Source organism: Providencia sp. PROV272 (genome assembly GCF_049901975.1).
GTDB classification, from domain to species: Bacteria; Pseudomonadota; Gammaproteobacteria; order Enterobacterales; family Enterobacteriaceae; genus Providencia; species Providencia stuartii.
In genome coordinates this window covers 3,593,597-3,617,792 of the sequence record NZ_CP096291.1, presented here as the reverse complement: position 1 = coordinate 3,617,792, position 24,196 = coordinate 3,593,597, and the positions used below count along the sequence as shown (strand labels likewise).

General features: G+C 40.5%; 24 protein-coding genes and 6 pseudogenes. 22 read left to right on the top strand and 8 right to left on the bottom strand.

The window, feature by feature from the left end; genetic code table 11:
* The first annotated feature begins 106 nt into the window (after window positions 1–106).
* From cpdA to M1E93_RS16705, 10 genes and pseudogenes are all read left to right on the top strand, one after another.
* Window positions 107–946 (top strand): 3',5'-cyclic-AMP phosphodiesterase, encoded by an 840-nt coding sequence (cpdA, locus tag M1E93_RS16750; RefSeq protein ID WP_014657637.1) that lies wholly within the window; start codon window positions 107–109, stop codon window positions 944–946.
* Complete coding sequence (gene yqiA / locus M1E93_RS16745) at window positions 946–1,527, top strand: esterase YqiA (RefSeq protein ID WP_040132435.1); 582 nt, start codon at window positions 946–948, stop codon at window positions 1,525–1,527. Before cpdA ends, yqiA begins: the two co-directional genes overlap by 1 nt.
* A gap of 96 nt (window positions 1,528–1,623) precedes the next feature.
* The gene (parE, locus tag M1E93_RS16740) at window positions 1,624–3,519 is read left to right on the top strand and encodes a DNA topoisomerase IV subunit B (RefSeq protein WP_004925119.1); all 1,896 of its coding nucleotides are present in this window, start codon (window positions 1,624–1,626) and stop codon (window positions 3,517–3,519) included.
* Between the two features lie 39 nt (window positions 3,520–3,558).
* Window positions 3,559–5,817: a DNA topoisomerase IV subunit A gene (parC, locus tag M1E93_RS16735; protein ID WP_104873250.1), complete on the top strand. Its 2,259-nt coding sequence runs from the start codon at window positions 3,559–3,561 to the stop codon at window positions 5,815–5,817.
* A gap of 145 nt (window positions 5,818–5,962) precedes the next feature.
* The gene (locus M1E93_RS16730; protein ID WP_014657639.1) at window positions 5,963–6,697 is read left to right on the top strand and encodes a 1-acylglycerol-3-phosphate O-acyltransferase; all 735 of its coding nucleotides are present in this window, start codon (window positions 5,963–5,965) and stop codon (window positions 6,695–6,697) included.
* Between the two features lie 337 nt (window positions 6,698–7,034).
* Complete coding sequence (gene ftsP, locus M1E93_RS16725) at window positions 7,035–8,447, top strand: cell division protein FtsP (protein WP_004925110.1); 1,413 nt, start codon at window positions 7,035–7,037, stop codon at window positions 8,445–8,447.
* 65 nt (window positions 8,448–8,512) lie between these two features.
* Window positions 8,513–8,936: pseudogene (locus tag M1E93_RS16720) on the top strand (transposase); the annotation flags it as partial.
* Between the two features lie 253 nt (window positions 8,937–9,189).
* Window positions 9,190–10,131, top strand: coding sequence for a hypothetical protein (locus tag M1E93_RS16715; RefSeq protein ID WP_072502821.1), 942 nt, complete (start codon window positions 9,190–9,192; stop codon window positions 10,129–10,131).
* Window positions 10,132–10,354: 223 nt separating this feature from the next.
* Window positions 10,355–10,453 (top strand): annotated as a pseudogene (locus tag M1E93_RS16710) (PAAR domain-containing protein); the annotation flags it as partial.
* A gap of 235 nt (window positions 10,454–10,688) precedes the next feature.
* Complete coding sequence (locus M1E93_RS16705; RefSeq protein WP_426207030.1) at window positions 10,689–10,922, top strand: hypothetical protein; 234 nt, start codon at window positions 10,689–10,691, stop codon at window positions 10,920–10,922.
* Here the strand turns inward: M1E93_RS16705 and M1E93_RS16700 are convergent.
* Entirely contained in the window at window positions 10,919–11,866 is a 948-nt protein-coding gene (locus M1E93_RS16700) for an IS30 family transposase (RefSeq protein WP_140035165.1), read from the bottom strand. The genes M1E93_RS16705 and M1E93_RS16700 overlap by 4 nt on opposite strands.
* Window positions 11,867–12,069: 203 nt before the next feature.
* Here M1E93_RS16700 and M1E93_RS16695 point away from each other — a divergent pair, with 203 nt between their 5' ends.
* The 8 genes and pseudogenes from M1E93_RS16695 to M1E93_RS16660 all read left to right on the top strand — a co-directional run bounded on the left by M1E93_RS16695 (window position 12,070) and on the right by M1E93_RS16660 (window position 16,738).
* Window positions 12,070–12,717, top strand: coding sequence for a hypothetical protein (locus tag M1E93_RS16695; protein WP_426207029.1), 648 nt, complete (start codon window positions 12,070–12,072; stop codon window positions 12,715–12,717).
* Window positions 12,710–12,928 (top strand): annotated as a pseudogene (locus tag M1E93_RS16690) (PAAR domain-containing protein). The gene M1E93_RS16695 and the pseudogene M1E93_RS16690 overlap by 8 nt, the downstream one beginning before the upstream one ends.
* A gap of 114 nt (window positions 12,929–13,042) precedes the next feature.
* The gene (locus M1E93_RS16685; RefSeq protein ID WP_227698347.1) at window positions 13,043–13,300 is read left to right on the top strand and encodes a hypothetical protein; all 258 of its coding nucleotides are present in this window, start codon (window positions 13,043–13,045) and stop codon (window positions 13,298–13,300) included.
* A 109-nt stretch (window positions 13,301–13,409) separates the two neighbouring features.
* On the top strand, window positions 13,410–14,351 hold the full coding sequence (locus M1E93_RS16680) for a hypothetical protein (protein WP_040132429.1): 942 nt from the start codon (window positions 13,410–13,412) through the stop codon (window positions 14,349–14,351).
* A 49-nt stretch (window positions 14,352–14,400) separates the two neighbouring features.
* A complete protein-coding gene (locus M1E93_RS16675) occupies window positions 14,401–14,583 on the top strand; it encodes a hypothetical protein (protein ID WP_102957315.1) in 183 nt (60 codons plus the stop codon).
* A gap of 472 nt (window positions 14,584–15,055) precedes the next feature.
* The gene (locus M1E93_RS16670) at window positions 15,056–15,313 is read left to right on the top strand and encodes a PAAR domain-containing protein (RefSeq protein ID WP_104873253.1); all 258 of its coding nucleotides are present in this window, start codon (window positions 15,056–15,058) and stop codon (window positions 15,311–15,313) included.
* Window positions 15,314–15,418: 105 nt separating this feature from the next.
* The gene (locus tag M1E93_RS16665; protein ID WP_231405872.1) at window positions 15,419–15,670 is read left to right on the top strand and encodes a hypothetical protein; all 252 of its coding nucleotides are present in this window, start codon (window positions 15,419–15,421) and stop codon (window positions 15,668–15,670) included.
* A gap of 126 nt (window positions 15,671–15,796) precedes the next feature.
* Window positions 15,797–16,738, top strand: coding sequence for a hypothetical protein (locus M1E93_RS16660; protein WP_104873254.1), 942 nt, complete (start codon window positions 15,797–15,799; stop codon window positions 16,736–16,738).
* Between the two features lie 84 nt (window positions 16,739–16,822).
* On the opposite strand, the gene M1E93_RS16655 is transcribed toward M1E93_RS16660, so the two are convergent.
* On the bottom strand, window positions 16,823–16,984 hold the full coding sequence (locus M1E93_RS16655) for an RHS repeat-associated core domain-containing protein (protein ID WP_080574256.1): 162 nt from the start codon (window positions 16,982–16,984) through the stop codon (window positions 16,823–16,825).
* A gap of 64 nt (window positions 16,985–17,048) precedes the next feature.
* Window positions 17,049–17,699: pseudogene (locus M1E93_RS16650) on the bottom strand (transposase); the annotation flags it as partial.
* Between the two features lie 425 nt (window positions 17,700–18,124).
* Here M1E93_RS16650 and M1E93_RS16645 point away from each other — a divergent pair.
* Window positions 18,125–19,330: a hypothetical protein gene (locus M1E93_RS16645; RefSeq protein ID WP_426207028.1), complete on the top strand. Its 1,206-nt coding sequence runs from the start codon at window positions 18,125–18,127 to the stop codon at window positions 19,328–19,330.
* Between the two features lie 47 nt (window positions 19,331–19,377).
* Window positions 19,378–20,688: a hypothetical protein gene (locus M1E93_RS16640; RefSeq protein ID WP_104873256.1), complete on the top strand. Its 1,311-nt coding sequence runs from the start codon at window positions 19,378–19,380 to the stop codon at window positions 20,686–20,688.
* Window positions 20,689–21,004: 316 nt separating this feature from the next.
* On the opposite strand, the gene M1E93_RS16635 is transcribed toward M1E93_RS16640, so the two are convergent.
* Complete coding sequence (locus M1E93_RS16635; RefSeq protein WP_232006064.1) at window positions 21,005–21,235, bottom strand: hypothetical protein; 231 nt, start codon at window positions 21,233–21,235, stop codon at window positions 21,005–21,007.
* Between the two features lie 301 nt (window positions 21,236–21,536).
* Between M1E93_RS16635 and M1E93_RS16630 the strand changes: the two genes are divergently transcribed.
* Entirely contained in the window at window positions 21,537–21,794 is a 258-nt protein-coding gene (locus tag M1E93_RS16630; protein ID WP_404935923.1) for a SymE family type I addiction module toxin, read from the top strand.
* Window positions 21,795–21,882: 88 nt separating this feature from the next.
* On the opposite strand, the gene M1E93_RS16625 is transcribed toward M1E93_RS16630, so the two are convergent.
* From M1E93_RS16625 to M1E93_RS16615, 3 genes and pseudogenes are all read right to left on the bottom strand, one after another.
* On the bottom strand, window positions 21,883–22,314 hold the full coding sequence (locus M1E93_RS16625; protein ID WP_053109717.1) for a hypothetical protein: 432 nt from the start codon (window positions 22,312–22,314) through the stop codon (window positions 21,883–21,885).
* The gene (locus M1E93_RS16620; RefSeq protein WP_426207027.1) at window positions 22,301–22,528 is read right to left on the bottom strand and encodes a hypothetical protein; all 228 of its coding nucleotides are present in this window, start codon (window positions 22,526–22,528) and stop codon (window positions 22,301–22,303) included. Before M1E93_RS16620 ends, M1E93_RS16625 begins: the two co-directional genes overlap by 14 nt.
* Window positions 22,529–22,543: 15 nt before the next feature.
* A pseudogene (locus M1E93_RS16615) lies at window positions 22,544–22,825 on the bottom strand (RHS repeat-associated core domain-containing protein); the annotation flags it as partial.
* Window positions 22,826–23,515: 690 nt separating this feature from the next.
* On the opposite strand from M1E93_RS16615, the gene M1E93_RS16610 reads away from it, so the two are divergent.
* Window positions 23,516–23,953 (top strand): hypothetical protein, encoded by a 438-nt coding sequence (locus M1E93_RS16610; protein WP_036943196.1) that lies wholly within the window; start codon window positions 23,516–23,518, stop codon window positions 23,951–23,953.
* Between the two features lie 41 nt (window positions 23,954–23,994).
* Here M1E93_RS16610 and M1E93_RS16605 read toward each other — a convergent pair.
* Window positions 23,995–24,153: pseudogene (locus tag M1E93_RS16605) on the bottom strand (IS256 family transposase); the annotation flags it as partial.
* Window positions 24,154–24,196: the final 43 nt, after the last annotated feature.

The following is a 24,196-nucleotide window of genomic DNA, read 5'->3' as shown; positions in this document are numbered from 1 at the left end:
AACAATTAATCTAATGAAGTGTGTGCTATTTAGCAGATATTAACCTACTGTTAACGGTAGAATAGCAAAATAACGGTGACATTTTTTATTGGAACAAGGAAAACTTTTGGACAGCCAGCTCGAAGTGACTGCTCGTAATGCGAAGGTAGTCAGGATTTTACAAGTTACTGATACGCATCTCTTTGCTGATACAGCGAATACCCTATTGGGGATTAACACGCACAAGAGCTATCATGCCGTCCTTGATGCTATTTTAGAACAAAATCTGCCTATCGATCTGATCGTTGCAACCGGTGATTTAGTCCAAGATCAATCACCAGAAGCTTACCAACATTTTGCAAAAGGGATTGAGCGTCTACCGGCTCCCTGTGTTTGGCTCCCAGGTAATCATGATTACCAACCTGCAATGGTCAGCTCTTTAAAGTTAGCGGGGATTTCAAGTGCAAAAGAAATTTTGATTGGTGATGAATGGCAAATTTTGATGCTGGATAGCCAATTGCAAGACGTTCCACATGGCGAATTGTCAGAGCAGCAACTTGAGTGGATGAAAAGCTGTTTGGATAAGCGCCCTCAGCGTACCACTTTAGTGATGCTTCATCATCATCCTTTACCTTCGGGCTGTACTTGGCTTGATCAGCACAGCTTGCGTAACTCCCATATTCTTGCGGATTACCTAAAAGGGTATCCACAAGTTAAAGTGATGCTTTGTGGGCATATTCATCAAGAAATGGATGAATACTGGCATGGTATTCGTTTATTAGCGACGCCTTCGACATGCGTGCAGTTTAAGCCTCATTGTACCAACTTTGCACTAGATACCGTCGCTCCAGGCTGGCGCTATCTCGAACTCTCCATCAATGAGAAAGGGGAAAGGCATATTAGTACGCAAGTGTGTCGTTTAAATACCAAAGAATTCAGTCCTGACTTTGATTCGGACGGCTACTAATGTCGACGCTTCTTTATATCCATGGCTTTAATAGTTCGCCACAGTCGGCGAAAGCCAATGGCTTAAAACAGTGGGTGAATGAGCGCTACCCGCACATCAACATGATTGTGCCGCAATTGCCTAACTATCCAAAGCAAGCCGCTTCTATGTTAGAAGAGATTGTGCTACAGCATAAAGACGCGCCGATGGGGCTCGTTGGCTCATCATTAGGCGGCTATTTTTCGATTTGGTTTTCACAGCGTTTTCAGATCCCAGCCGTTGTGGTGAATCCCGCAGTGCGTCCTTTTGATCTTTTGCAGGATTATCTTGGCGAAAATATCAATCCTTATACGCATGAAAAGTATTTTCTTGAGCCTAAGCATATGCATGAACTGAAAGCATTGCATCTGCCACAAGTTGATCATCCCGATTTGATCTGGTTGTTACAACAAATGGGGGATGAAGTGCTCGATTATCGCCAAGCGGTTTCCTATCTTGCAAAATGCAAACAAACTGTTGAACCACAAGGTAATCATGCCTTTGTTGGTTTTGAGAATCACTTTCCGCAAATCATCCATTTTCTGAGATTGGCAGAGAAATAATGCCAAAACATCTGTACACTGTTATTATCAACAGTAAATCACTGATTGAACGCTTTGAGTTGTTCAATTAATCACCTATTACCGCAGAATGACAACATGACTCAATCTAGTTATAACGCAGAGGCCATTGAAGTCCTCAGTGGTTTGGAACCTGTTCGCCGTCGCCCTGGGATGTATACAGACACCAGCCGACCGAACCATTTAGCACAAGAAGTAATTGATAACAGTGTTGACGAAGCACTGGCAGGGCATGCAGGGCATATTGAAGTAATTTTATATCCTGATCAGTCACTTGAAGTGATTGACGATGGGCGAGGTATGCCCGTTGATATCCATCCTGAAATGAAAGTCTCCGCTGTGGAACTGATTTTAGGGCAGTTACACGCTGGTGGTAAATTTTCCAATAAAAACTATCAATTCTCAGGTGGCTTGCACGGTGTAGGTATTTCCGTTGTTAATGCTTTGTCTAAGCGTATTGAAGTCACAGTGCGCCGTGATGGTCAAATTTATCAAATTGCCTTTGAAAATGGCGATAAAGTCGAAGAATTGCATGTTATCGGTACGTGCGCTAAGCGCAATACTGGCACTAGCGTGCATTTTTGGCCGGATGAAAGCTATTTCGATAATCCGCGTTTTTCCGTTTCTCGTTTAGCTCATAATTTAAAAGCAAAAGCGGTTTTATGCCCTGGCGTGAAAATCACGTTTAAGGATCAGCTCAACAATACAGAGCAAAGCTGGTGCTATACGGATGGGCTAACAGACTATTTAATGGAAGCCGTTAATGGATTAGAGCTGTTACCGGATCAACCATTTACTGGAGAGTTTTCGGGGGAGAGCGAAGCGGCTGAATGGGCGCTTTTATGGCTACCAGAAGGCGGAGAACTGCTCACGGAGAGCTATGTTAACTTGATCCCAACCGCACAAGGGGGAACCCATGTGAATGGGTTGCGCCAAGGGTTACTTGATGCAATGAGGGAGTTCTGTGAGTTCCGTAATATCTTACCTCGTGGCGTAAAACTGTCTGCTGATGATATCTGGGAGCGCTGTGCGTATGTGCTTTCGGTTAAGATGCAAGATCCGCAATTTGCTGGGCAAACGAAAGAGCGTCTCTCTTCTCGCCAATGTGCGGCATTTGTTGCTGGCGTCGTAAAAGATGCCTTTAGCCTATGGTTAAACCAAAACGTTCAAGTTGCCGAACAGTTAGCGGAAATGGCAATTGCTAGCGCTCAGCGGCGTATGCGTGCGGCTAAAAAGGTGGTGCGTAAGAAGTTAACCAGTGGCCCCGCTTTACCCGGTAAGTTAGCAGATTGTAGCTCCCAAGATTTAAGTATGACAGAGCTGTTCTTGGTGGAAGGGGATTCTGCGGGAGGCTCAGCAAAGCAAGCCCGCGACCGTGAATATCAAGCTATTATGCCTTTACGTGGGAAGATCCTAAACACATGGGAAGTCTCTTCCGATGAAGTGCTGGCGTCGCAAGAAGTTCATGATATTTCTGTTGCCATCGGTATGGATCCTGATAGTGAGGATTTAAGCCAATTGCGTTACGGGAAAGTGTGTATTCTTGCGGATGCTGACTCTGATGGGTTACATATTGCGACGCTGTTATGTGCATTGTTTGTGCGTCATTTCCCTAAGCTTGTCAAAGAAGGGCATGTATACATGGCAATGCCGCCACTGTATCGTATCGATTTAGGGAAAGAGACGTTTTATGCATTGGATGAAAGCGAAAAGAATGCCGTGCTTGATAGGCTGAGTCGTAAGAGAGGCAAACCCAATGTACAGCGCTTTAAAGGGTTGGGGGAAATGAACCCAATTCAATTGCGTGAAACGACATTAGATCCCAACACTCGCCGTCTTGTTCAATTAACCATTGATGATGAGAACTACAAAGAAACAGTGGCCGTCATGGATATGCTGTTAGCAAAAAAACGTTCAGAAGATCGTCGTAACTGGTTACAAGAAAAAGGCGATATGGCTGAAATTGAAGTCTAACATTCATCACGCTATCAAAAAGAGTAAGGAAAGTATTGAATGAGTGAAATTACTCATGACGGCGTAGAGCGTTTACCCCTCCACGCCTTTACTGAGAACGCCTATCTGAACTATTCGATGTATGTGATCATGGATAGGGCGTTACCTTTTATTGGCGATGGGCTAAAGCCCGTCCAGCGCCGTATCGTTTATGCAATGTCCGAGTTAGGACTTAATAATACGGCGAAATATAAAAAATCAGCGAGGACGGTCGGTGACGTACTAGGTAAATATCACCCTCATGGTGATAGTGCCTGTTATGAAGCGATGGTGCTAATGGCTCAACCGTTTTCTTACCGCTATCCATTGGTTGATGGTCAAGGAAACTGGGGTGCGCCTGATGATCCTAAATCTTTCGCCGCGATGCGTTATACCGAATCACGGCTATCAAAATACGCAGAAGTATTATTGAGCGAGCTTGCGCATGGCACAGTGGACTGGATCCCTAACTTTGATGGCACTTTGAATGAGCCAAAAATGTTGCCAGCGCGTTTACCGAATATTTTGCTCAATGGTACAACGGGGATCGCCGTTGGGATGGCGACAGATATCCCACCTCATAATGCACGGGAAGTGGCTCAAGCCTTGGTTGCTCTATTGGATAAGCCAACGCTGTCGCTGGATGACATTATGTCGTATGTTCCTGGTCCAGATTTCCCAACCGAAGCAGAGATTATCTCTTCCCGAGAGGATATTCGTAAGATCTATCAAAATGGTCGCGGCTCGGTTCGTATGCGTGCTGTTTGGGAAAAAGAGGATGGCAATGCGGTTATTACTGCTCTGCCTCATCAAGTTTCTGGGGCGAAAGTGCTTGAGCAGATTGCAAGCCAGATGCGCGCGAAGAAATTACCGATGGTGGATGATTTACGTGATGAGTCCGATCACGAAAATCCTACACGCCTAGTCATTGTGCCGCGTAGTAATCGTGTTGACCTCGAACAAGTGATGAATCACCTGTTTGCGACGACAGATCTCGAGAAAAGCTATCGCGTTAACCTCAACATGATAGGTCTTGATAATCGTCCAGCAGTTAAAGGGTTGGTAGATATACTCAATGAATGGATTGTTTACCGCCGTCAAACGGTACGTAATCGCCTTAATCATCGTTTAGAAAAGGTTCTTAGACGCTTACATATTTTAGACGGTTTATTAATTGCTTATCTTAACATTGATGAAGTTATTGAGATCATCCGTACGGAAGATGAGCCAAAACCTGTCTTAATGTCGCGCTTTAATCTCTCTGATACGCAAGCAGAAGCTATCTTAGAATTAAAATTACGTCATTTGGCTAAACTCGAGGAGATGAAAATTCGAGGCGAGCAAGATGAATTAATTAAAGAGCGTGATGAATTACAAAGTATTTTAGGCTCCGAGCGTAAGCTAAATACGCTGATTAAAAAAGAAATTCAGGCTGACGCCAAAGCTTATGGGGATGAGCGTCGCTCGCCACTGCGTGAACGTGAAGAAGCAAAAGCATTGAGCGAACATGAAATTCTACCTTCAGAGCCGATTACCGTTGTATTGTCAGAAATGGGCTGGGTACGCAGTGCGAAAGGGCATGATATTGAGCCTTCTAATCTGAGTTATAAGGCTGGAGATAGTTTCAAAGGTGCCGCTCGAGGTAAAACCAATCAGCCTGTTGTTTTCCTAGATACGACAGGGCGTAGTTATTCGGTTGACCCATTAGAGCTACCTTCCGCACGCAGTCAAGGGGAGCCATTAACCGGGCGTTTATCACTACCGCCGGGGGCGACCGTCGAACATGTTCTGATGGCCCAAGATGAGCAAAAATATTTAATGGCATCGGATGCGGGTTATGGTTTTATTTGTACCTTTAATGATCTTGTCACCAAGAACAAAACAGGTAAGGCTCTGATTAATCTGCCGGATAACGCCAAGATCCTCACACCAATTGAGATCAATAATGAGCAAGAAGATGTACTGTTAGCCATTACTAAGGCTGGTCGTATGTTAATGTTCCCTGTTGCTGATTTGCCTCAATTGTCGAAAGGGAAAGGTAATAAGATCATCAATATTACCGGTGCTCAAGCGGCAAGTGGTGAAGACCTTCTTGTTTGGTTATTAGTGCTGCCAGCACAGGCTTCAATTACGCTCTATTTCGGTAAACGGAAACTGAGATTGAAATCGGAAGAGTTGCAAAAATATCGTGCAGAAAGAGGGCGTCGTGGTACATCACTACCTCGTGGCTTGCATAATATTGAGCGAATTGAAGTTGAAACTGCGGATGCAGACAAATAATAATAGTGCAATTTTATTATGGGATTGATTATGCTCTAAATACGTAAAGGTCAGCCAGCCGATAGCGGAATCAATCGTGCTGACAATGCTGCACTTGAAGTATGGCGAGGATAATCAAGTTCTGATTATTTAGACAGAGGTCTCTATGCTAGCGCTGATTAGGGCCATTATTGTGATTATTTATACAATATTGGTGTGTGTATTTGGGGGAATTTATTGTTTATTTAGCCCTCGTGATCCAAAACATGTGATGGTTTTTGGCCATATGTTTGGGCGGTTATCAACATTATTTGGCATAAAAATTATTAACCGCGTTCCAGAAAAAGCGAAAAAATATGGCCCGAGCATTTATATTGGTAACCACCAAAATAACTATGACATGGTCACAATGTCGAATGGTGTTCAACCAAGAACGGTGACAGTAGGGAAAAAAAGTTTAGTGTTGATCCCGTTTTTTGGTTTTCTGTACTGGATCACGGGGAATATTTTGATCGACCGTTCGAATCGTTCAAAAGCGCATAACACAATTTCGCAAGTGGCTGAACAAATCAAAAAACATCAAATTTCAATTTGGATGTTTCCAGAGGGAACTCGTAGCCGTGGTCGTGGGTTGCTACCTTTTAAAACAGGGGCATTTCATGCGGCGATTGCTGCGGGTGTACCAATTGTACCGGTTTGTGTTTCTACCACTCAAGGAAGGATCAAACTCAACCGTTGGAATAATGGTCATGTGATCGTTGAAATGTTAGAGCCAATAGAGACAAAAAACTATTCCAAGGAGCAAGTCAGGGAGCTCGCTGAATATTGCCATGATTTGATGGAAGCTAAAATTAAGCAGCTCGATGAAGAGATTGCTGAAATAGACAAGCAAAATAAATAAGTTGTTCGGCACGATGACTTAACATGACGCCCTTTTCTGAATAGGTTATCTCATCAGAAAAGGGCGTTTTTATTTAATGAATCACATGATCCTGTTTACACGTCTAATTACATTTTATCTTGTCATTTTTGACTATTAAATTTTATTTATCGTTATAGATATTTTTAGAGTTTCATCTATTTTCGCGATATCATTACAACCCATTTGTATCAAGTTTAAGATTATGGCCCAATGATGGGTTATGCTAGCGCGAACCTAAAATTAACGATTAAATTGGCTTATATTGCGAATATCTAACAATAATTAGCGCTGCTATTTTTAGTTTAGTGGAGAATTTATGTCATTCAGTCGGCGTCAGTTTCTGCTTATTGCAGGGCTGGCTTTGTGTTTGGTCAATACATCAAACTATGCTTTTGCGAGCGGTAATGGCAAAAACCCGCTCCCTGTTCCTCCATTATTAGAATCCAAATCAGGACAGCCGTTATTTTTGACATTACAAAAAATACATTGGTCGTTTGATGGGAAATACTCTGCGGATATATGGGGGGTTAATGGTTCTTATCCAGGTCCAACGGTAAAAGTAAAAAATGGCGATGATATTAAGCTGATTTATAGTAATCGCTTACCTGAGTCTGTTTCCATGACAGTTAGTGGCCTGCAAGTTCCTGGTACTCAAATAGGTGGAGCGGCAAGGTTAATCTCTTCAGGAGCCGATTGGTCTCCTGTGATCCCTATTCGTCAACCCGCAGCGACCCTTTGGTATCACGCGAATACAGAAGGCAAAATGGGGCCTCAAATTTATAATGGTCTATTAGGGATGTGGATCATTGAAGATGATTCAACGAAGAATCTGCGACTACCAAAACATTATGGCGTCGATGATTTTCCTATTATTATCCAAGATAAGCGCTTAGATAATTTTGGGGTTCCTGAATACCAAGCCAATGAGGACGGTTTTCTTGGGGATACGTTATTAGTTAACGGTGTTCAAGACCCTTATATTGAAGTTTCCCGTGGCTGGATCCGTTTACGCTTATTAAATGCCTCTAATTCGAGGCGCTATGTCATGAAAATTAGCGATGGGCGTCCTTTTGTGATGATAGCCTCCGATCAAGGATTATTGACATCACCAGTCAAAGTGCCTGAACTGTCGTTGGCACCGGGTGAACGTCGAGAAGTCTTGATTGATATGGCAAAAACAGAAGAGCTTACCATTACAGCGGGTGAATCAGCGAGCTTTATGGATAGAGTGAAGAGTTTATTTGAACCTTCAACAACACTCATATCGACCAATGTGTTGACTATCAAAGCAACAGGGTTAATGTCTTTGGTGACTGATGATGTTCCTACTCAGTTAGTTGAAGATAAAACTCAGATCACTTCATCTATTCGTAATCGTGATATTCACCTTAATGAACCTTATGGCATCAATAATACGACAAAAGATACTCGTCGTATTGATCTATCAAGCCAACAAGGTGGGTGGGAGCGCTGGGCCGTAACCAGTAATGTTCCTCAACCTTTTCATATTGAAGGGGTTCGTTTTAAAGTGATTAACCGTAATGGACAACCGACACCACCGGAGGATTTCGGCTGGAAAGATACAGTTTGGGTTGATGGTAAAACAGAACTATTGGTACAAATGATGCAGCCATCCTATGAGCACTTTCCATTTTTATTCTACAGCAACAATTTAGAAAAAGCGGATTTAGGCTCAGTGGGGCAACTGGTCGTGGCACCCGAAAATTAATGTTAAATCGGGAGTGTTAGAAATTCTGTGTCATCCTAGTAAACGACCTCAAAAAGGAAGGGCTGATGACACAACCTTTCGATTTTGATAAAACCTTAAAATTACTTCAAGAGGGGCAGGTATTGATCGGCAAAGGCGGTATCCTGACCCCATTGAGACTCTTATTTGGCGAATGATATCAATGCCAATCGCCGAAATGGTATCACTAAGAAAACCATCAAAATATCAACGGGTAACGTTGAACTGGCAACGAGACCTGATCGTAATGGTTCTTTCGAACCGTAACGGGTGAAAAAGCACCAAGCGACATTATCGAATGAGGTCGAGCATAAAATAATACGTTTTTTGCTCTGAGTATGAGTTACTCGGGTATTAGCCGAGAATTGAAGAACTGTATGCTTTTAGTCTCTCACCTGCCGCGATTAGCGCAGTGACTGGCAAAGTTATTCTGAACTCAAACTATGGCAACAGCAACCACCGGATATGGTGGGTTGGAAACAAAATATGCTAGCTATCTATAACCAAATAATTGAAGACCTCATGACGATCAATCCAGAGCTGCAAGTGATTCATAAGCTATTTTAACCACGGCGATTAGACGGTCGTTGATCGTCTTTGAATATTTACGTGCTAATATTGATAATATAAAGAGTATCAAAATAACAGTTGGAATAGATGAGATGTTTTCTGTTAGTAAAACTTCTCGATTTGATAACAGGTTTCTTATGGAAAGAATAAAATAATGAATAGAATGGAGCTAATCAATAAATATATAGAAACTGAATTGAAAGACATAGAAGTTAGTACTATAGATTTGAAAAAAAAGATAGATAGTCGGTTTTATAAAGATATAGAAATAGATATTACAAGAAAGCCTGTTGATAAGTATATAAATTATCTTGTAGCTCTTGATTCTGCAATGGGAATTACTGGGTTGCTTTATACGAAAGAAATCTACTCAAATGTGAATGAAAAATCTTATGCTTTTGAGAAATTCTTTTGGCATAGAAATGTTTCTTTTTTAGCTAGTTATTATAACCTATTTAAGGATAAAAATTTATCTTTAGATTTTTCTGAACAAGGCGAAATTTTACTGATGGATTTTGCTTGTGATGACTTTAGAATTGGGCACCTTTGCTACGATAGAATTATTGAGAATATTCAATCGGGTAAAATGGCAAAATCACTCCCTATGTATACTCGCCCACAGAAGCTAGGCGTATTTGCCGTTGAAATGTTGGCAAGCGAAAAAAATCAAACCATAGATTGGGAGAGTGCAGGTATTCCTATCGATCCGTTTTATCAACGTTTTTGCCAAGAAGCGTTATATAATGAAAATCACGATGTTGTCGCCCAATGGCTTATTGCACTGTGTGATCGTCATGTCGAATGGTCCGCTTTATTTGACTGGGATGAAAATGAACAAAGTGCGACAGGCTATGAAATAGATATGGAAATATTATTAGCGTGGCCGTTTGAATATCAAGCCGTCAAAAATTTCCGCGCCAAACATGGCTTAACTACTCCTATCATCGATCACCCATTACTTAAAACCCCGATGGCAATTGAACATCGCCCTGATATGGTGGGTTGGAAGCAAAATAGGCCCGCTATTTATGATCAGATGATTGAAGACTTGATCACGATTAATACAGAGCTGCAAGTGATTCATAAACTATTTTAATCACGGTAAATCACCGATGGTTTACCATCTTTAGATACAGGTAATATTATGAAGCAGACGGCAGAAAGAAAACAAATTATTTGTGATAATAAGCTGTAAGCCTTTTATCTTGATGCAGTTCACTATTTTGAAGAGGAATATCAAGCTGTCTTAGAACACAATGAAATTAAGCGAGAGGCCTTGTTTAATCAATTAAAGAAAAATTATTTGCACTTTGAATCTATTGGTCGAGCAAGTCAACTTGATGAAAATTAATGGGGTCTCAGTAGCATTAGAAGGACACAAGGTGGTTTGTGGGTGTGTGCTTGTCGCAGTGGGTTAAGCAAGCAGTAAAAAAGTATCTTGAGCGGGGTGTTTTAATCATAGGGGTTAAAACAATAAAGAATGAGTGAATACAGTTGTTAGTCAGTATGTTAGTTTTAAATAATGAATGATTATAAAGATGATTTCATTTGCAAAATTGAGTCACCTCTACCACCGATGCGGTATATCGACAGTGAAAAAGCGTTAGATGAGGCTAATTGCACTCTGGGTTTTATTAATGAGGAAAAGATATAATGGGAATAGTTGCCTTTGTCAAAAAACACATGACATTAAAATCCAATTTTGATCGTGCCAAGAAACAACGCTTTGTATCTAATCACGAACGTTACCAAAATAATGTTGAGCTTGAAGAGTTAACCTTTATTGATGAAATTAATGCTAAACAATTTGCCATTGCGAATATTAATCGAGGAAAACGTGATGTTGGGGCAATGAGCGGCGGATTCAAGTCCGAAGTGCAACGCTAAGCCGCCTTTCTTAGCTCCGCAAACACCACCGAAGGTTGTCTGAACCCCAGACACTTGCGTGGCCTGCTGTTCAACGCTCCCTGATAGCGTTGTAAGTCTTCTTCTGTCACTGTCCGCAGGTCTGTTCCTTTCGGGATAAACTGTCTTAACAACCCATTCGTATTCTCGTTCAGCCCACGCTCATGCGAGGCATACGGATGGGCAAAGTACGTATCTGCGTTCAGTGCTTCTGCTATCGCCTTGTGCTCACTAAACTCTAGACCGTTATCGAACGTTATTGTGTGACATACATCCTGATACTCACTCAGCAGTGAGATAATGGCCTTACTGACTTCCACCGCATCCTTTGAAAACACCTTTTTTGTCAGGTAAATACGGCTTTTGCGTTCTGCCAGTGTCACGATAGCACCAGTGCCCTGTTTACCCTGCACCAAATCGGCCTCCCAGTCCCCCAGACGGCTACGGTCATCGACGACTGACGGCCGTAGCTCAATGGATACCGCATCAGGGATGCGCCCTCGTTTCTGCCCGTAGCCCTTACGATATCGCCGTTTGCCCTGCCTAAGATGCCTGTACAACTCGCCACCGCTACGCTTATCCGCATAGATATACTGGTAAATCCATTCATGGCTGACGCTAAGACCAATAATGCTGCCAATTGCACTTATTTGCTCAGGACTCCACTTCCACTCCAGAGCAAATATCACGAAATCTATGGTCTGCTGAGGAATTGTCCTTTTGGCAGATGACAGCCGCCTATCACAGCACTTCTGGTGTGCCTGTTGTGGGTTATAACCAGTATCTGAAGTGTTACGCCTCAGTTCACGGGAGACCGTGGACTTGCTTACACCGATACGGATACCTATCTCATGGCAGGATAAATTATCCTCACGCAGTATCGATATCTGGTATCGTTGTCCTTCGGTTAGTTGCTGATACTTCATACTTACTCGCTCATCTTTGGTCGGAAGAGCAGGATAGCTTATCAGTAGCTAACCGTCCTTCCATCTAACATGACCGAGCGTTGCACTTATTATCTGAATTCGCGAGCTTTTTTCTGGTTATTTTAGTTTTTTTTATAGTAATTTTGAGTGTACTAATAAAGTCAAATATAGATAACTACAATAGTTTTGTTAGCACCATCTCAATGTATGAGAAAAAGTATAATCTTTATAAAGAAAAAAATATAACATTGACTAAAAAAATTAAGGAGCTTAGACCATTTTATGGTGAAGGCAATAAAAGCTTTGGGGTTTTCTTTGTCGATTACTATTTATGGGGAGGGCATGTCGATAAAGTTGGAGGTAAGGACGTTACTCTTATAATTTTCACGTTAATTTTTGGTATTTTTACCAGTATTGTGGGTTATATAATCTTTTTAAAGCCGCTACCAGTCCTGATTTTTGATCGAGAGAAAAAATATGTCTATAGCTATTTAAAAGGGAAAGTTTCAGCAGACCGCTATGAATATATTGAGTATGGTCATGCCCCGATTATGCTTGCAGTCCGGTTATATAGCATTAATACTGAAAATGGTGAATTGCAGGAAGAGATGTTTTTGCCTTATACATCAGCCATGTCAAACCTTAACTTTAATACAGCTAATGAAGCCAATATCTTTGTCAGCTTTGTGAATACTTTTATGCGTGAAGGGCGTGAAGCGGTAATGGACAGTGATTATAAGCAGCCAAAACCTTTACTCTTACTTTCTCGCAATAAATTACCAAAAGATTTTGAGGCACAAATTGAAGCCATACTGATTAAACGTGACGAGGAGAAAGCTCTGAATGCGTAGCACAGTTAACGGTCGTAAAATTATTTTAAAAAATGATACCACCAACACAGGTGGTACAGTGCTTACGGGGTCTTCCCTTGCCAAACAAATTCAAGGAGTCGCCAGTGTGGGCGACTCGGTTTAATGAAAATCAGGAATATCCGTCGCACTTGAAGGTCACAAAGTGGCTTGTGGTTGCTCTGGTGGGTGTGTGCTTGTCGCAGTGGATTAAGCAAGTAGTAAAAAAGTATCTTGAGCGGGGTGTTGTAATCAATGGGGTTAAAACAATAAAGAATGAGTGAATACAGTTGTTAGTCAGTATGTTAGCTTTAAATAATGAATGATTATGAAGATGATTTCATTTGCAAAATTGAGCCACCGCCACCTGAGTGGGGTCACGTTTGAAATCAAAACGACGATGAAGGATAAGTTTGGTCCAAATTCAACACCAAACGGAGGGAAGTTAAGTGAAATTCGGAAAGATTACATAGGTAATATGAAGCTACATCTTGATACCTCTATAAACTCTTTTTTAAATGATAAAAATAGTTATTCTTTAACTATTAAAGAAGCTACTTTACTGAAGGAAATAAATAGTAGCTAGTAAAAAATCAAATAGCTGGTTATAAAGTAACAGTGGGGTTAGATAATAGTTTCAATCCTGCATCTAATAATAAATATGATACTATGTCCGTCGCAGAGGATTTAAAAAAATGAAGCGAACCCAAAAAGTTATTCAGTATATAGAAAAAATAATGAAAGATTCAACGAATGATGTCGATAAAATCAATGAGTTTATATCTAACTCAAGGTTAGATAGTTTAAATAAATTACAGGGGTTAAATAACTCAGAGCGTTATATTGACTATCAAATTTTATTGAGTTATTTGTTAACAGCTACAGATACAATATACATGCGGCAAATATACAAAAAAGATAACAATTCACCATATGAACTCGAAAAACTTTACTACCATTATAATTTACTCTTTATTTTGAATTATAATGATGTCGATAAGAACAGAGAACATTTCTTAGATCTTGCCAAGCAAGGTGAAATTTTACTCATGGATTTTGCTTGTAATGATTTTCGAATAGGGCACTTTTGCTACGATAAAGTTATTGAAAGTATTCAATCGGGTAAAATGGCAGAATCACTCCCTATGTACACTCGACCACAGAAATTAGGTGTCCTAGCGATTGAAATGCTGGCAAGCGAGAAAAACCAAACAATAGATTGGGAAAGCGCCGGAATTCCTATTGACCCATTCTATCAACGTTTCTGCCAAGAAGCATTGTATAATGAAAATCACGATGTTATCGCTCAATGGCTTGTTACATTGTGCGATAAACATATCGAATGGTCGGCCATGTTTAGGGATAATGACGACGAACAACGTTCAACGGGATATGAAATTAACATGGAGCTTTTAGTCTCTTGGCCTTTTGAATATCAAGCGGTTAAAAATTTCCGGGCTAAACATGGATTAACCACCCCTGTCATAGATCATCCGCTATTAAAAACGCCAATGGCGATCGAACACCGTCCTGATATGGTGGGCTGGAAGCAAAATATGCCATCAATTTATTATCAGATAATTGATGACCTCATTACGATTAATCCCGAGCTGCAAGTTATTCATAAACTATTTTAATCATGAACAATAGGCGGTTAATTTACCGCTTTTTAAAATGGGTAATGTCATGAAGCTGACGGCACAAAGTAAACAAATTATTTGTGATAATAAGCTGCAAGCTTTTTATCTTGATGCAGTTCACTACTTTGAAGAAGAACATCGCGTAGCATTAGATCACCATGAAATTAAGCGAGAGGCCTTGTTTAATCAATTAAAGAAAAATTATGTGTATTTTGAATCTATTGGTTGAGCAAGCCAATATTTGTGTGTTACGCAGACAACATTCATGCTCTATTGTGGGAAATTTTACGCACAGTCACCGTTATTTCAAACGGTACAAGAGCATCTTGAGCAAGTAGTTTTGTTCAAAGACTCAAAAGTAAAGTATGGTTAGAAGGTATGATTGAGTATTATCAAACTCTCGATTTATCACACAACGTCAGTGAAATCATCGATTATGCCAAAAAATGCTATCTGGTTATCGGTAATGAACCCTTGATACTAAAATCAGGAATTGAATTGTTTCTATTAAAGGATATGAATAAATAATTTACTGATAACTATAAAGAAAAAGAGTTATTCTTAAAGCAAGTACTGGAAAATATCAATACAGTGCAGATACGTAAAGAGAACATTGTCTTTCTCTGTCTCGTTGCACAATATTTAGACGGGTTAAACTGTTTTTGAACCATGTAGATAGACTCATTAAAATAGAGTCAATAATGCGTAGCACAGTTAATGGTCGTAAAATTATTTTAAAAAATGATACCATCGGCACAGATGGCATGGTGCTGACCGGTTCATCCCTTGCCAAACAAATCCAAGGAGTCGCCTGTGTGAGTGAATCAGTTTATTGCCCTTTATGTAAAACAACAGGTGCTATCGTCGAGGGCGACGGTTTAATGAAAATCAACGGAATTCCCGTCGCACTTGAAGGTCACAAAGTGGCTTGTGCGTGTGTGCTTGTCGCAGTGGATTAAGCAAGCAGTAAAAAAAGTATCTTGAGCGGGGTGCTTTAATCATAGGGGGTAAAACAATAAAGAATGAGTGAATACAGTTGTTAGTCAGTATGTTAGTTTTAAATAATGAATGATTATAAAGATGATTTCATTTGCAAAATTGAGCCACCGCCACCTGAGTGGGTTACGTTTGAAATCAAAACGACGATGAAGGATAAGTTTGGGTCAAATGCAACACCAAAAAGTGGTGAGCCAAGTGAATCTCAAAAAGATTATATTGGAAATATAAGTAAGCATACTGGTCTAGTAAATATATCTTTTGTTCAAGGACATAATGATTATAATTTAAGTAGAGCTCAAAGGAAAATGTTAGTTTAAATTAAAAAAGATATCAGTAAGAGTAATATTGCAGGTTTTAAATTAACGGTTGCTATTGATGGTAAATTGGATGTGTCAAGCAATAATAAATACGGTTCTTTCTATATAATTGAGGCGTTTAAATAAATGACCAGAGCAAATGATATAATTAAATATGTAGAAAAAAGAGTCAATCAAACAACTAGGGATGTTAATGACATTGAAGATCTTATAAATGAAGATTTTATTGAAAGCATTGAAGATGTAATGCATGATAATAATGAGAATAAATATATTGATTACATGTCTATTTTGGACTTTAATGCATCATCAATTGCAATGATATATATGTTTCAGTTGTATAAAAAAGTTAATAAAGTTTTCTACACATTTGAACGTTTTTTTTATCATAAGAATTTAAACTATATATTGGGTTATTATGATAACTATAAAAGACACAAATGCTTTTTTAACCTTGCTGAGCAAGGCGAAATTTTATTAATGGATTTCGCTTGTGACGATTTTAGAGTTGGACATCTTTGCTACGATAAAATCATTGAAAGTATTCAATCGGGAAAAATGGCAAAATCCCTTCCAATGTATACCCGTCCTCAAAAATTAGGCGTGTTAGCCATTGAAATGCTGGCAAGTGAAAAAAATCAGACCATAGATTGGGAGAGTGCAGGTATTCCTATTGACCCGTTTTATCAACGATTCTGCCAAGAAGCACTTTATACTGAAAGTCATGACGTTATAGAACAATGGTTGATTACTTTATGTGACAGGCATATTGAATGGTCTGCATTATTTGCAGAGAATGAGAATGAACAAAGCTCAACAGGCTATGAAATTGATATGGAAATTTTATTAGCGTGGCCTTTTGAATACCAAGCCGTAAAAAATTTCCGTGCACGACACGGGTTAACAACGCCTATTATTGATCATACGCTATTAAGAACCCCCATGGCTATAGAGCACCGTCCAGATATGGTGGGGTGGAAACAAACGATGCCTGCTATTTATAATCAAATAATTGATGATATCATTACAATTAACCCAGAATTGAAAGTTATTCATACACTATTTTAACCTCGATAAATAGACAGGGATTCGCTTTTTTCTGTCATCCCTTATATATCTAATTTGTTTAATCCAATGAGTTGTCAATTCAGATTAAAGGGTCCGGTGCATACTGGTACAATTCAGTCCACTTACCAGCACTATCGAGTCTCGTTGGATAAAACGACCTAAATCTGGGGCGTAGTAGTGGTACGTGTTATAGTGTAATCCTACCTCTTTGTTGAAATAAGAAGCGGATGTTGGAGCAGGTTTCACATTTTATTGTCAATATGTTAAATGCTTGTCTGGGGGAATATCGGGCAGAGAAGATACCCATGTTATCAAGCAACAAAACTAGTTCCCATTGAATATTCGGTATTTTTTCAATTGCTAGTGGCCTTTTCTCACGTACGCAGAGCGCTTTTTTAACTCGACATTTTAGATTGAGTCCTAAACGGCCATAAACGCGTTTATGATTAAAGGGATAGCCTTCAAATCGCAAACGGTAATCGTATTTCCAAAATCCAGATTGTGGTGACTGGGTTAAAACGGATTGTATATCCTCGATCACCGCTCGATTTTTTTCACATCAATCTCACTGCCGACGATAAAACGTTGCCCCGGACAACAAAGTCATCTGACAAGCCTTACTGACTGATAAACCTGCCTCTTTTATTGATTGAACGCAGGACGTCTTCCCCGTTAGTTACTACCAACCTTTTTTGCAAAAAGCGCTTTCATCGCATGGTTTTCAAGGCTGACTTAAGCGTTGAGTTTTTTTCAAGCTCTTTTAATGGTTTAACATCATTGGATTACATACCACTGTACTTTGATTTCCAATTGCCGCCAGTGGCACACTGATACCACGTTGCCGATAAAGATCATCGACTTTCATTCCAGAATCAACGAGTTTTAAAATATTGACGATTCGCCTTTCAGTAAAACCGGCTTTTTTATAACGACCTCTGCAATTTTGGGCAGAAAATCTCATTATAGCTGTTTCATTTTAATGGGAGAGGATAAAGATTAATAGCCAAGCTTTACAAGATTCGATTAAAAATCTTAAGGCTCACTATATAATACCTAGAAAAGGAAATAGCAATTAAGGTAATATAGCTATTGATTGGTGTTTATATCAATGCCGTTATTTCGTTGAAAATACCTTTCTGAGTATTAAGAAACACTGAGCAGTTGCTATTTGGTATGGTAAATTATCAAAAAATGATGAAAGTGTCGTTGTTTTGACGTTTTCAATTATGTGGCTCACTATGTGGAGCAATATAAAATATATACAATAAAGGTCAACATGCCCGAGTGTTTTTATAATTTTTAATCTTCAAAATATAAATATTAACTAATATTTCAATCAGAATCGTTACTGGGTAGTATGATTACTTATGGATGGTGCTGTTGCCTATGAAAAATGTCTGCTTTTTTGATTTGCCGTTTGTGCGCCACGATAAGCACGCCGAACCAGAAACGAATTACCGCCGGATCCTAGCCGGAGATAAGGTATTCTGGATGTATGCTAAGCAATTTGAAGATATCTCTGTTGCGGAAAAATTAACAGAGGGCGAGCGTGTGTATATCGGTGCACATCCGCTGGCTGATGGGACATTCTGGTTGCACTGGTTAGTCGCTCCAGACCACGGAACACTGCAACCCGTGACTAAAGGTACCGATAAAGCCCGTAATGCCCTGAAAACACTGATAGGAACGCTACTGATGGGGGCGTTTGGCTATGTTTTTTTTAATTTATCATTTGGTATTATCATATTTCTGCTCATGTTGATCGCATTTATTATCGGTGCTTGGTTTTTTTGCTCCGGTGTTCAAGGATTGCTGGTCAGTAGTAGTAAACGAACACACCGTTTGCAAGAGGGACTTCGGCGTGTACAGGCTGGAGATTTATCACTCTTTCACACTCAAAACGATCTGCAGACAACAATAGCCGCGCAGCAAAAAAATATACAGGCAGTGGTAAAAACAGCAAAACCCCAGACGCCGGATAATATGATCCATGCAGATCAGGTCATTCTGAGCACATTACAAGGGGAAATTCGTTCACTCAGTGTGACCACAGGATTTACTGGTACAGGTAAATCGCGGCGCGATTATAGAGATTATCAGTTTCTCTGTGAGGGCGTGCTATTCACTTTCCGCTGTTATTACAATACATTCAGTGAAGATGTAAATCCGATATTTTACCGACATCCGGATTTTTTTCTGACCGAAGGTGACCCCATGACGCTTATCCTTAACGGTGAGAACGGTCAGATCGTCGGCCTGTGTAACGAACGGGACGGACAGGCATATCTCAAATACAGCGGCATAATGATGCCCAACCGTCAAATGAAACGGGCGTACAAAGCCGTTGGTCTCATCTGTCTGGTGTTACCGTTGTTGATGCTGTTTTTTTCGTTCCATGACTGGTGGCAAGCGGGTGTGATGCCTGACAAATGGGACTGGTTGAAAGCCGGGGATATGTTTCTTGATTGCAGTTTTCTCAGTATGTCGATATTTTTCCTGATTATGCTGTTAACTGAGCTGTCCAACGGCTTTATCGAAAAATACACGGTCACCTCCGCACGGATAGAGAAAGTGCGACAGTATCTGGTGTAATTCCGAAGTAGCTTGAATAAGGCTCCGTATATTCAGGAGGTGACCTGATGTTTACTGATCGTCGCATCCGAGTTGCTTTATTGGCCGTCGGGCTGATTATTTGCATAACTTTTATGTACATACGTGATTTCGCTGGATTTGCCGGAGAATGGGAACGTACTCGTCCTTATCAGCCGGAAAAAAACGCGATTATCATGAAATCTTTGCTTATCAGTAGCGTTGAACAGGGTGTTTTGATCACTGGCCTAAGCGATGCGATTGATATTAAAGTGAATCATATTGAGCGCAGTAATTTCCTGTATCATTACAACAAAGTGCTTCGTGATGATCCCGTTAATGACAACGCTGTGCCGCTGCTTAATCTGCAAATTAATCCGGACAAAGCGGTGATCAACAAGCACATTGCAAAACAGATTGGCAAAGGGAGTGGCCGAGAAATTGAATCCTACAGGCCACGGTTGCCGCTAACTCAGATTATGACGGAGCAGGAGGGGGAGCTGCGCGTCCGGGCCCGTTTTATCGGCAACGTACTGAGTCAGCAGTGTGATAATCAAGGGCGCTGCCTGATCGTATTTAAGAATGATATCACCCCAGGAAGACCAGCATTTTATTCAAATGACGGTGGTCTGCATTGGCAGTGGCTACAACAATGGGCATCGCCAGAAACGCGGGCGGAAGAGAATGTCCTAGCGATTACTGGGGCGGGTCATTTCGTGATGGCGCAGAATGAGCGATTGTATCAGACAATGGATTTTGGACAGACTTGGAAAAAACTCGCCGACCTGAACCCCTCTGGGCGGGGACGTGCCGATCTCGGTAGTTATCAGCATTACAATATACAGGATCCCAGCTGGCTCGCCACCTCACAACGGGCAATCTTCTGGAAGCAGGAAAGCGACACCAGCTCACTGACTTGTATTAACCTCCAGACGGGACGCCAGGAAGCGTATCTGTCGCTGCCGGGGCGAGTTAGTAAACCGACCGTGACACCGGAAGGAGAGGTTTATTTTGTTCTCAAAACCGAGCCACGTATGCGGTACAGCATCAACCAGCTGGATTGCAGCAACGGCAATTACACGCCAGTACTGGAAACCGGTACAGACTCGATTTCTGATCTGTATGCAGGGAAAGATAATAGTCTGATATTCACTTTTCGGTTTAACGACCCTGAGCATATCCGGGTATCACACAACGGCGGAAAAAACTGGAAGCGGATGCAGAAATTCCCGAGAAGCTATCAGGAAAATGTATTATTTGATGGTGTCCGTAATCGTCTATTCTATTTTCCGGTAGAATCCTACTATGCACCGGACCTCGGTAATCGCGATGGATTGGTGTATGAAATATCGCCGATCTGATAATGTGGAAAGCAACAATATAATGAGATGTTAAATAGAGATTGTAAGTAATAAAAACAAATATTAATTCTAATTTGTTTTTTTAATTGAGGAATAATATATTGTGATTTACCTGTTTTGGTTTAAGAGGTTAATATTAATAAAACAGGTAATTTCACTAAATAAATTACACGTTAACTCTATTTTTACTGGAAAATTAAAAGCTGTTAAACCTGCATCTTCTATTAACTTGATGGGTGACATGCCCACGGAGGTCATACCCCGTTTCATTGTCCAATAACCCGCTGGTGCGGTCCGTTTCACGGTGCAAACGGTCTCACTGATATTCCGCTAAGACGGTGAGTTGGTCGTTATCACGCCAGTTGGTTTGCTGTAAATGACCGGAGCCGTAGTAGAGGTACTCAAAAGCCCGGTTATTCGGCAGTTGTGTCTGGGTTAAATTCCCCAACACATCGTATTGATGATGATATTCCCCGGTGGCATTGCGCTCACTGACTAACTGCCCCAGTGTGTCGTAAGTGAGGGTCAACTCATCGTCATAACTCACCGTCGTCCCCGTCCGTTGCGCCTCATGCCAGCGCGCGATCGGCACTTGACGCACGGTCACTTGGTTCTGACTATACCCATATTCCGTGCGGTATTCCGTGTTATCAGGCGACTCTGTCATTCTGGTAAAGTCGGTTTCACGAATAATACAGTGGGCCAGTTTTGATTGGTCGAAAGTCAATAAAAAGTGGGGTAGTTTTCGATGAGCATTGACAACCGTAATCAACGAATAAAGCGTTGACTATAGCTAGTGCGCATTCTAAGTCAGGCGGCACCGTAAATAACATCCTGAAAACAGAACGATTCTACACGGTCGGCTATGCGCCGAAGGGCAAAAACAACACCCACCGCCCGCCATTAACCTTAAAGGTCAGTGGCTGAAAGAGGCAGTTTTTGAGACCGGCTTCTCCTTTACCGTTAAGATTTTAAACGGCTGTTGGGTATTAATACCGGACTATGAGGATATCCGGGCAATAAAGCAGCAAAATCAGGCGCAACAAGCTCAGATTGCCGCATTTAAACTTAAGATTAAGGCGCTGTTCGGGGGAGTGATGTGGTAGTGATTTACCTGCTTTGGTGTGCTGTTGTAGCCAAAGCAGGTAATACAGGCTCGAACTATTTACAGAGTTCAATTTAAATTACAGCCCATTAAAATACCTTGATTTTTGATAACCAATAATTTCCTTTATCATAAATACATCCAAGTAAAACGTTTCCCTCTGTTTTAATCGTTAATTCACGGCCATTACAGTATTTGTTTTCAAAAGACCATTCTATATCTGCTACGTCAAGATATCTCATTATAAGCTCGAAACTTGTTTCACTACATATAGATAGGTCATTCAATATAAACACAGGACAACGAGCCAAATCAAATCCTATAGAGTATACTACTGAATTAATTATCATTATCTCTAATGCATCATGAAAATACGAAAACCCTTCATGCTTATTTTTATTATCAAAATAACATTTCTGTCCCAAGTCTTTTTTTGAGAAGATAGAATATACATCTTTTTCATGCGAACCTATTTTTAATGATAAATAGGTTCCTGTTTTTAAAAAACTAGTTAAGTTCATTAAATTTTTCCAACATTTTAGAGAACTTGTCTATACCTCTTTCTGCTAACCCAATTGAGTTTTTACTGCTGCTTGGGTCACTTAGTATTCTCTTAAAATCATTCATTGTTTGAGTAATTTGAGTTTTGGCTTGCCCCATTATTTTTTGATTCCCCATTAAATCACCAATATATTTATCAGCTTGATTTAGCGATTTATTACTGGCTCCTTTCATGTTACCAAAACGTTCTCATACAAGGTTACCGGATTTATCCAACCCTAACTTAGCTTCAGTAATCTTTCTACCATCAACAGATATATCTAAATGAGGCCCTTTGACCCTAACATCATCAAACTGGTATGGTTGCATCTTACTGGTACACGCCAGCCCCCACGGATCAACCCAACCCACCGGATTCGGCGCATACTGGTACAGATTTAACCCACCCGCTAACCCGATAGGGCCTTGCTGGGTAAAACGGCCTAAATCTGGGGCGTAGTACCTGAAGGTATTATAGTGCAGACCGGTCTCTTTTTCGAAATATTACCCTTGAAAACGCAGGTTCTGTTTACCGCTAAAATTGCTAGTAGGGCGAGGGCGGGCCTGACGCTGTAAATTCCCCTAAATACCCTATTGACCTTGCCAAACGAGATGACCGTCACCGTTGGTGAGCGCCTCCGGCAATCCGTTTAAGCCACTGTGCGTGTAATAGATGGCGCACCGTGGATTGACGGGGGTATCCGTGCATTCAATACGGGCTAAAGAGGTATAACTGTGGTCATTGTACGCATGGTACACCGTGGTGTGCGGTTTGGTGCCTAAATGCTGGGTAATTACCCTAAAAGGTCATACTGATAGCTGTTATAGTACCCGTATCCTGAAGTAGAAATATAGCGTTGAAGCCCTTTTTGGGCTGGATTTGTGCAATAATTGCCTGTTATCAATTGTTATGGTTTGTTGTTGATAAATGTTAAGGTTGCTCGCAGTCTGCTACTACAAAAAGCTTCAGGTTGAAATTAATTATCGCTGTTTCATTTTAGCGGAAGTGGACAATATCTTTCGTATCGTTTTGATTGGTGCAATATTGGGGTATTAGGTTATTCTTACTTCAATATCGGACGATTCTCATATGTCTAATAATTACTATAGTTAGTACAATATACACTTGAATTTCATATCTATATGAAATAATTATAAATTCTTAATTTTGAGCTATCTTCGATGAATAAAAAATTCAATTTAAGTATTATTTTAGTTTCACTGATCATATTAAGTGGTTGTACTCAGAAACATAGAGATACCATATCAGATATAACTTATGCATTAACAGGTGTCCCTGGTGCAAAGCACAAAAACAATGGAAACAATAGCACTACAATGAAATCAAAAGCACAATTAGAAAGAGAAAAAGAGGAGTATGAATTCAAAAATCGCCGCCAAAGTTGGATTGGTAAATCTATCGATGACCTAATAATGCAAAGGGGCAGCCCTTTTGGGGTTCATAAGAGACAGGATGGGGGGTCTCAGTATACCTTTAAGAAAACCCAAAACAGTTCTAATGACCCGTACCTTAATAACCCTCGCTTATGTGTAGATAACTTTATTACCGATAAAAATGGATTAATTAAAGACTGGTCATCTTCTAACTGCCTTTATTAACCAGAGCGACCCTGTAAATAATTTTGTGTATTTGCCTTTTATTAAAGGTGACCGTCTAGGCGGTCGCCAAACGTAATAATAAAACGGCTCATTGCCTGTTTCCAGTTTTGAATTGGCATGCTCCATTTTTTAGAAGCTGATTCAATCGCTAAGTAAATCACTTTACGCACTAAATCATCGCTGGGGAATACTGTCCACTTCCCCTAAAATAAGACAGCTATAATTAGAGTTTCTGCCCTAAAA

Excerpts from the sequence above, each read along its gene's own strand:
- M1E93_RS16705 (WP_426207030.1), top strand. The coding sequence starts at position 10,689 with ATGGGAATAGTTGCCTTTGTCAAAAAACACATGACATTAAAATCCAAT.
- parE (WP_004925119.1), top strand. The coding sequence starts at position 1,624 with ATGACTCAATCTAGTTATAACGCAGAGGCCATTGAAGTCCTCAGTGGT.
- M1E93_RS16680 (WP_040132429.1), top strand. The coding sequence starts at position 13,410 with ATGAAGCGAACCCAAAAAGTTATTCAGTATATAGAAAAAATAATGAAA.
- M1E93_RS16730 (WP_014657639.1), top strand. The coding sequence starts at position 5,963 with ATGCTAGCGCTGATTAGGGCCATTATTGTGATTATTTATACAATATTG.
- M1E93_RS16645 (WP_426207028.1), top strand. The coding sequence starts at position 18,125 with ATGAAAAATGTCTGCTTTTTTGATTTGCCGTTTGTGCGCCACGATAAG.
- M1E93_RS16665 (WP_231405872.1), top strand. The coding sequence starts at position 15,419 with ATGAATGATTATAAAGATGATTTCATTTGCAAAATTGAGCCACCGCCA.
- M1E93_RS16660 (WP_104873254.1), top strand. The coding sequence starts at position 15,797 with ATGACCAGAGCAAATGATATAATTAAATATGTAGAAAAAAGAGTCAAT.
- M1E93_RS16675 (WP_102957315.1), top strand. The coding sequence starts at position 14,401 with ATGAAGCTGACGGCACAAAGTAAACAAATTATTTGTGATAATAAGCTG.
- M1E93_RS16640 (WP_104873256.1), top strand. The coding sequence starts at position 19,378 with ATGTTTACTGATCGTCGCATCCGAGTTGCTTTATTGGCCGTCGGGCTG.
- M1E93_RS16670 (WP_104873253.1), top strand. The coding sequence starts at position 15,056 with ATGCGTAGCACAGTTAATGGTCGTAAAATTATTTTAAAAAATGATACC.
- M1E93_RS16700 (WP_140035165.1), bottom strand. The coding sequence starts at position 11,866 with ATGAAGTATCAGCAACTAACCGAAGGACAACGATACCAGATATCGATA.
- parC (WP_104873250.1), top strand. The coding sequence starts at position 3,559 with ATGAGTGAAATTACTCATGACGGCGTAGAGCGTTTACCCCTCCACGCC.
- M1E93_RS16695 (WP_426207029.1), top strand. The coding sequence starts at position 12,070 with ATGTATGAGAAAAAGTATAATCTTTATAAAGAAAAAAATATAACATTG.
- M1E93_RS16625 (WP_053109717.1), bottom strand. The coding sequence starts at position 22,314 with ATGAACTTAACTAGTTTTTTAAAAACAGGAACCTATTTATCATTAAAA.
- M1E93_RS16685 (WP_227698347.1), top strand. The coding sequence starts at position 13,043 with ATGAAGATGATTTCATTTGCAAAATTGAGCCACCGCCACCTGAGTGGG.
- yqiA (WP_040132435.1), top strand. The coding sequence starts at position 946 with ATGTCGACGCTTCTTTATATCCATGGCTTTAATAGTTCGCCACAGTCG.
- M1E93_RS16620 (WP_426207027.1), bottom strand. The coding sequence starts at position 22,528 with ATGAAAGGAGCCAGTAATAAATCGCTAAATCAAGCTGATAAATATATT.
- M1E93_RS16715 (WP_072502821.1), top strand. The coding sequence starts at position 9,190 with ATGAATAGAATGGAGCTAATCAATAAATATATAGAAACTGAATTGAAA.
- M1E93_RS16610 (WP_036943196.1), top strand. The coding sequence starts at position 23,516 with ATGAATAAAAAATTCAATTTAAGTATTATTTTAGTTTCACTGATCATA.
- ftsP (WP_004925110.1), top strand. The coding sequence starts at position 7,035 with ATGTCATTCAGTCGGCGTCAGTTTCTGCTTATTGCAGGGCTGGCTTTG.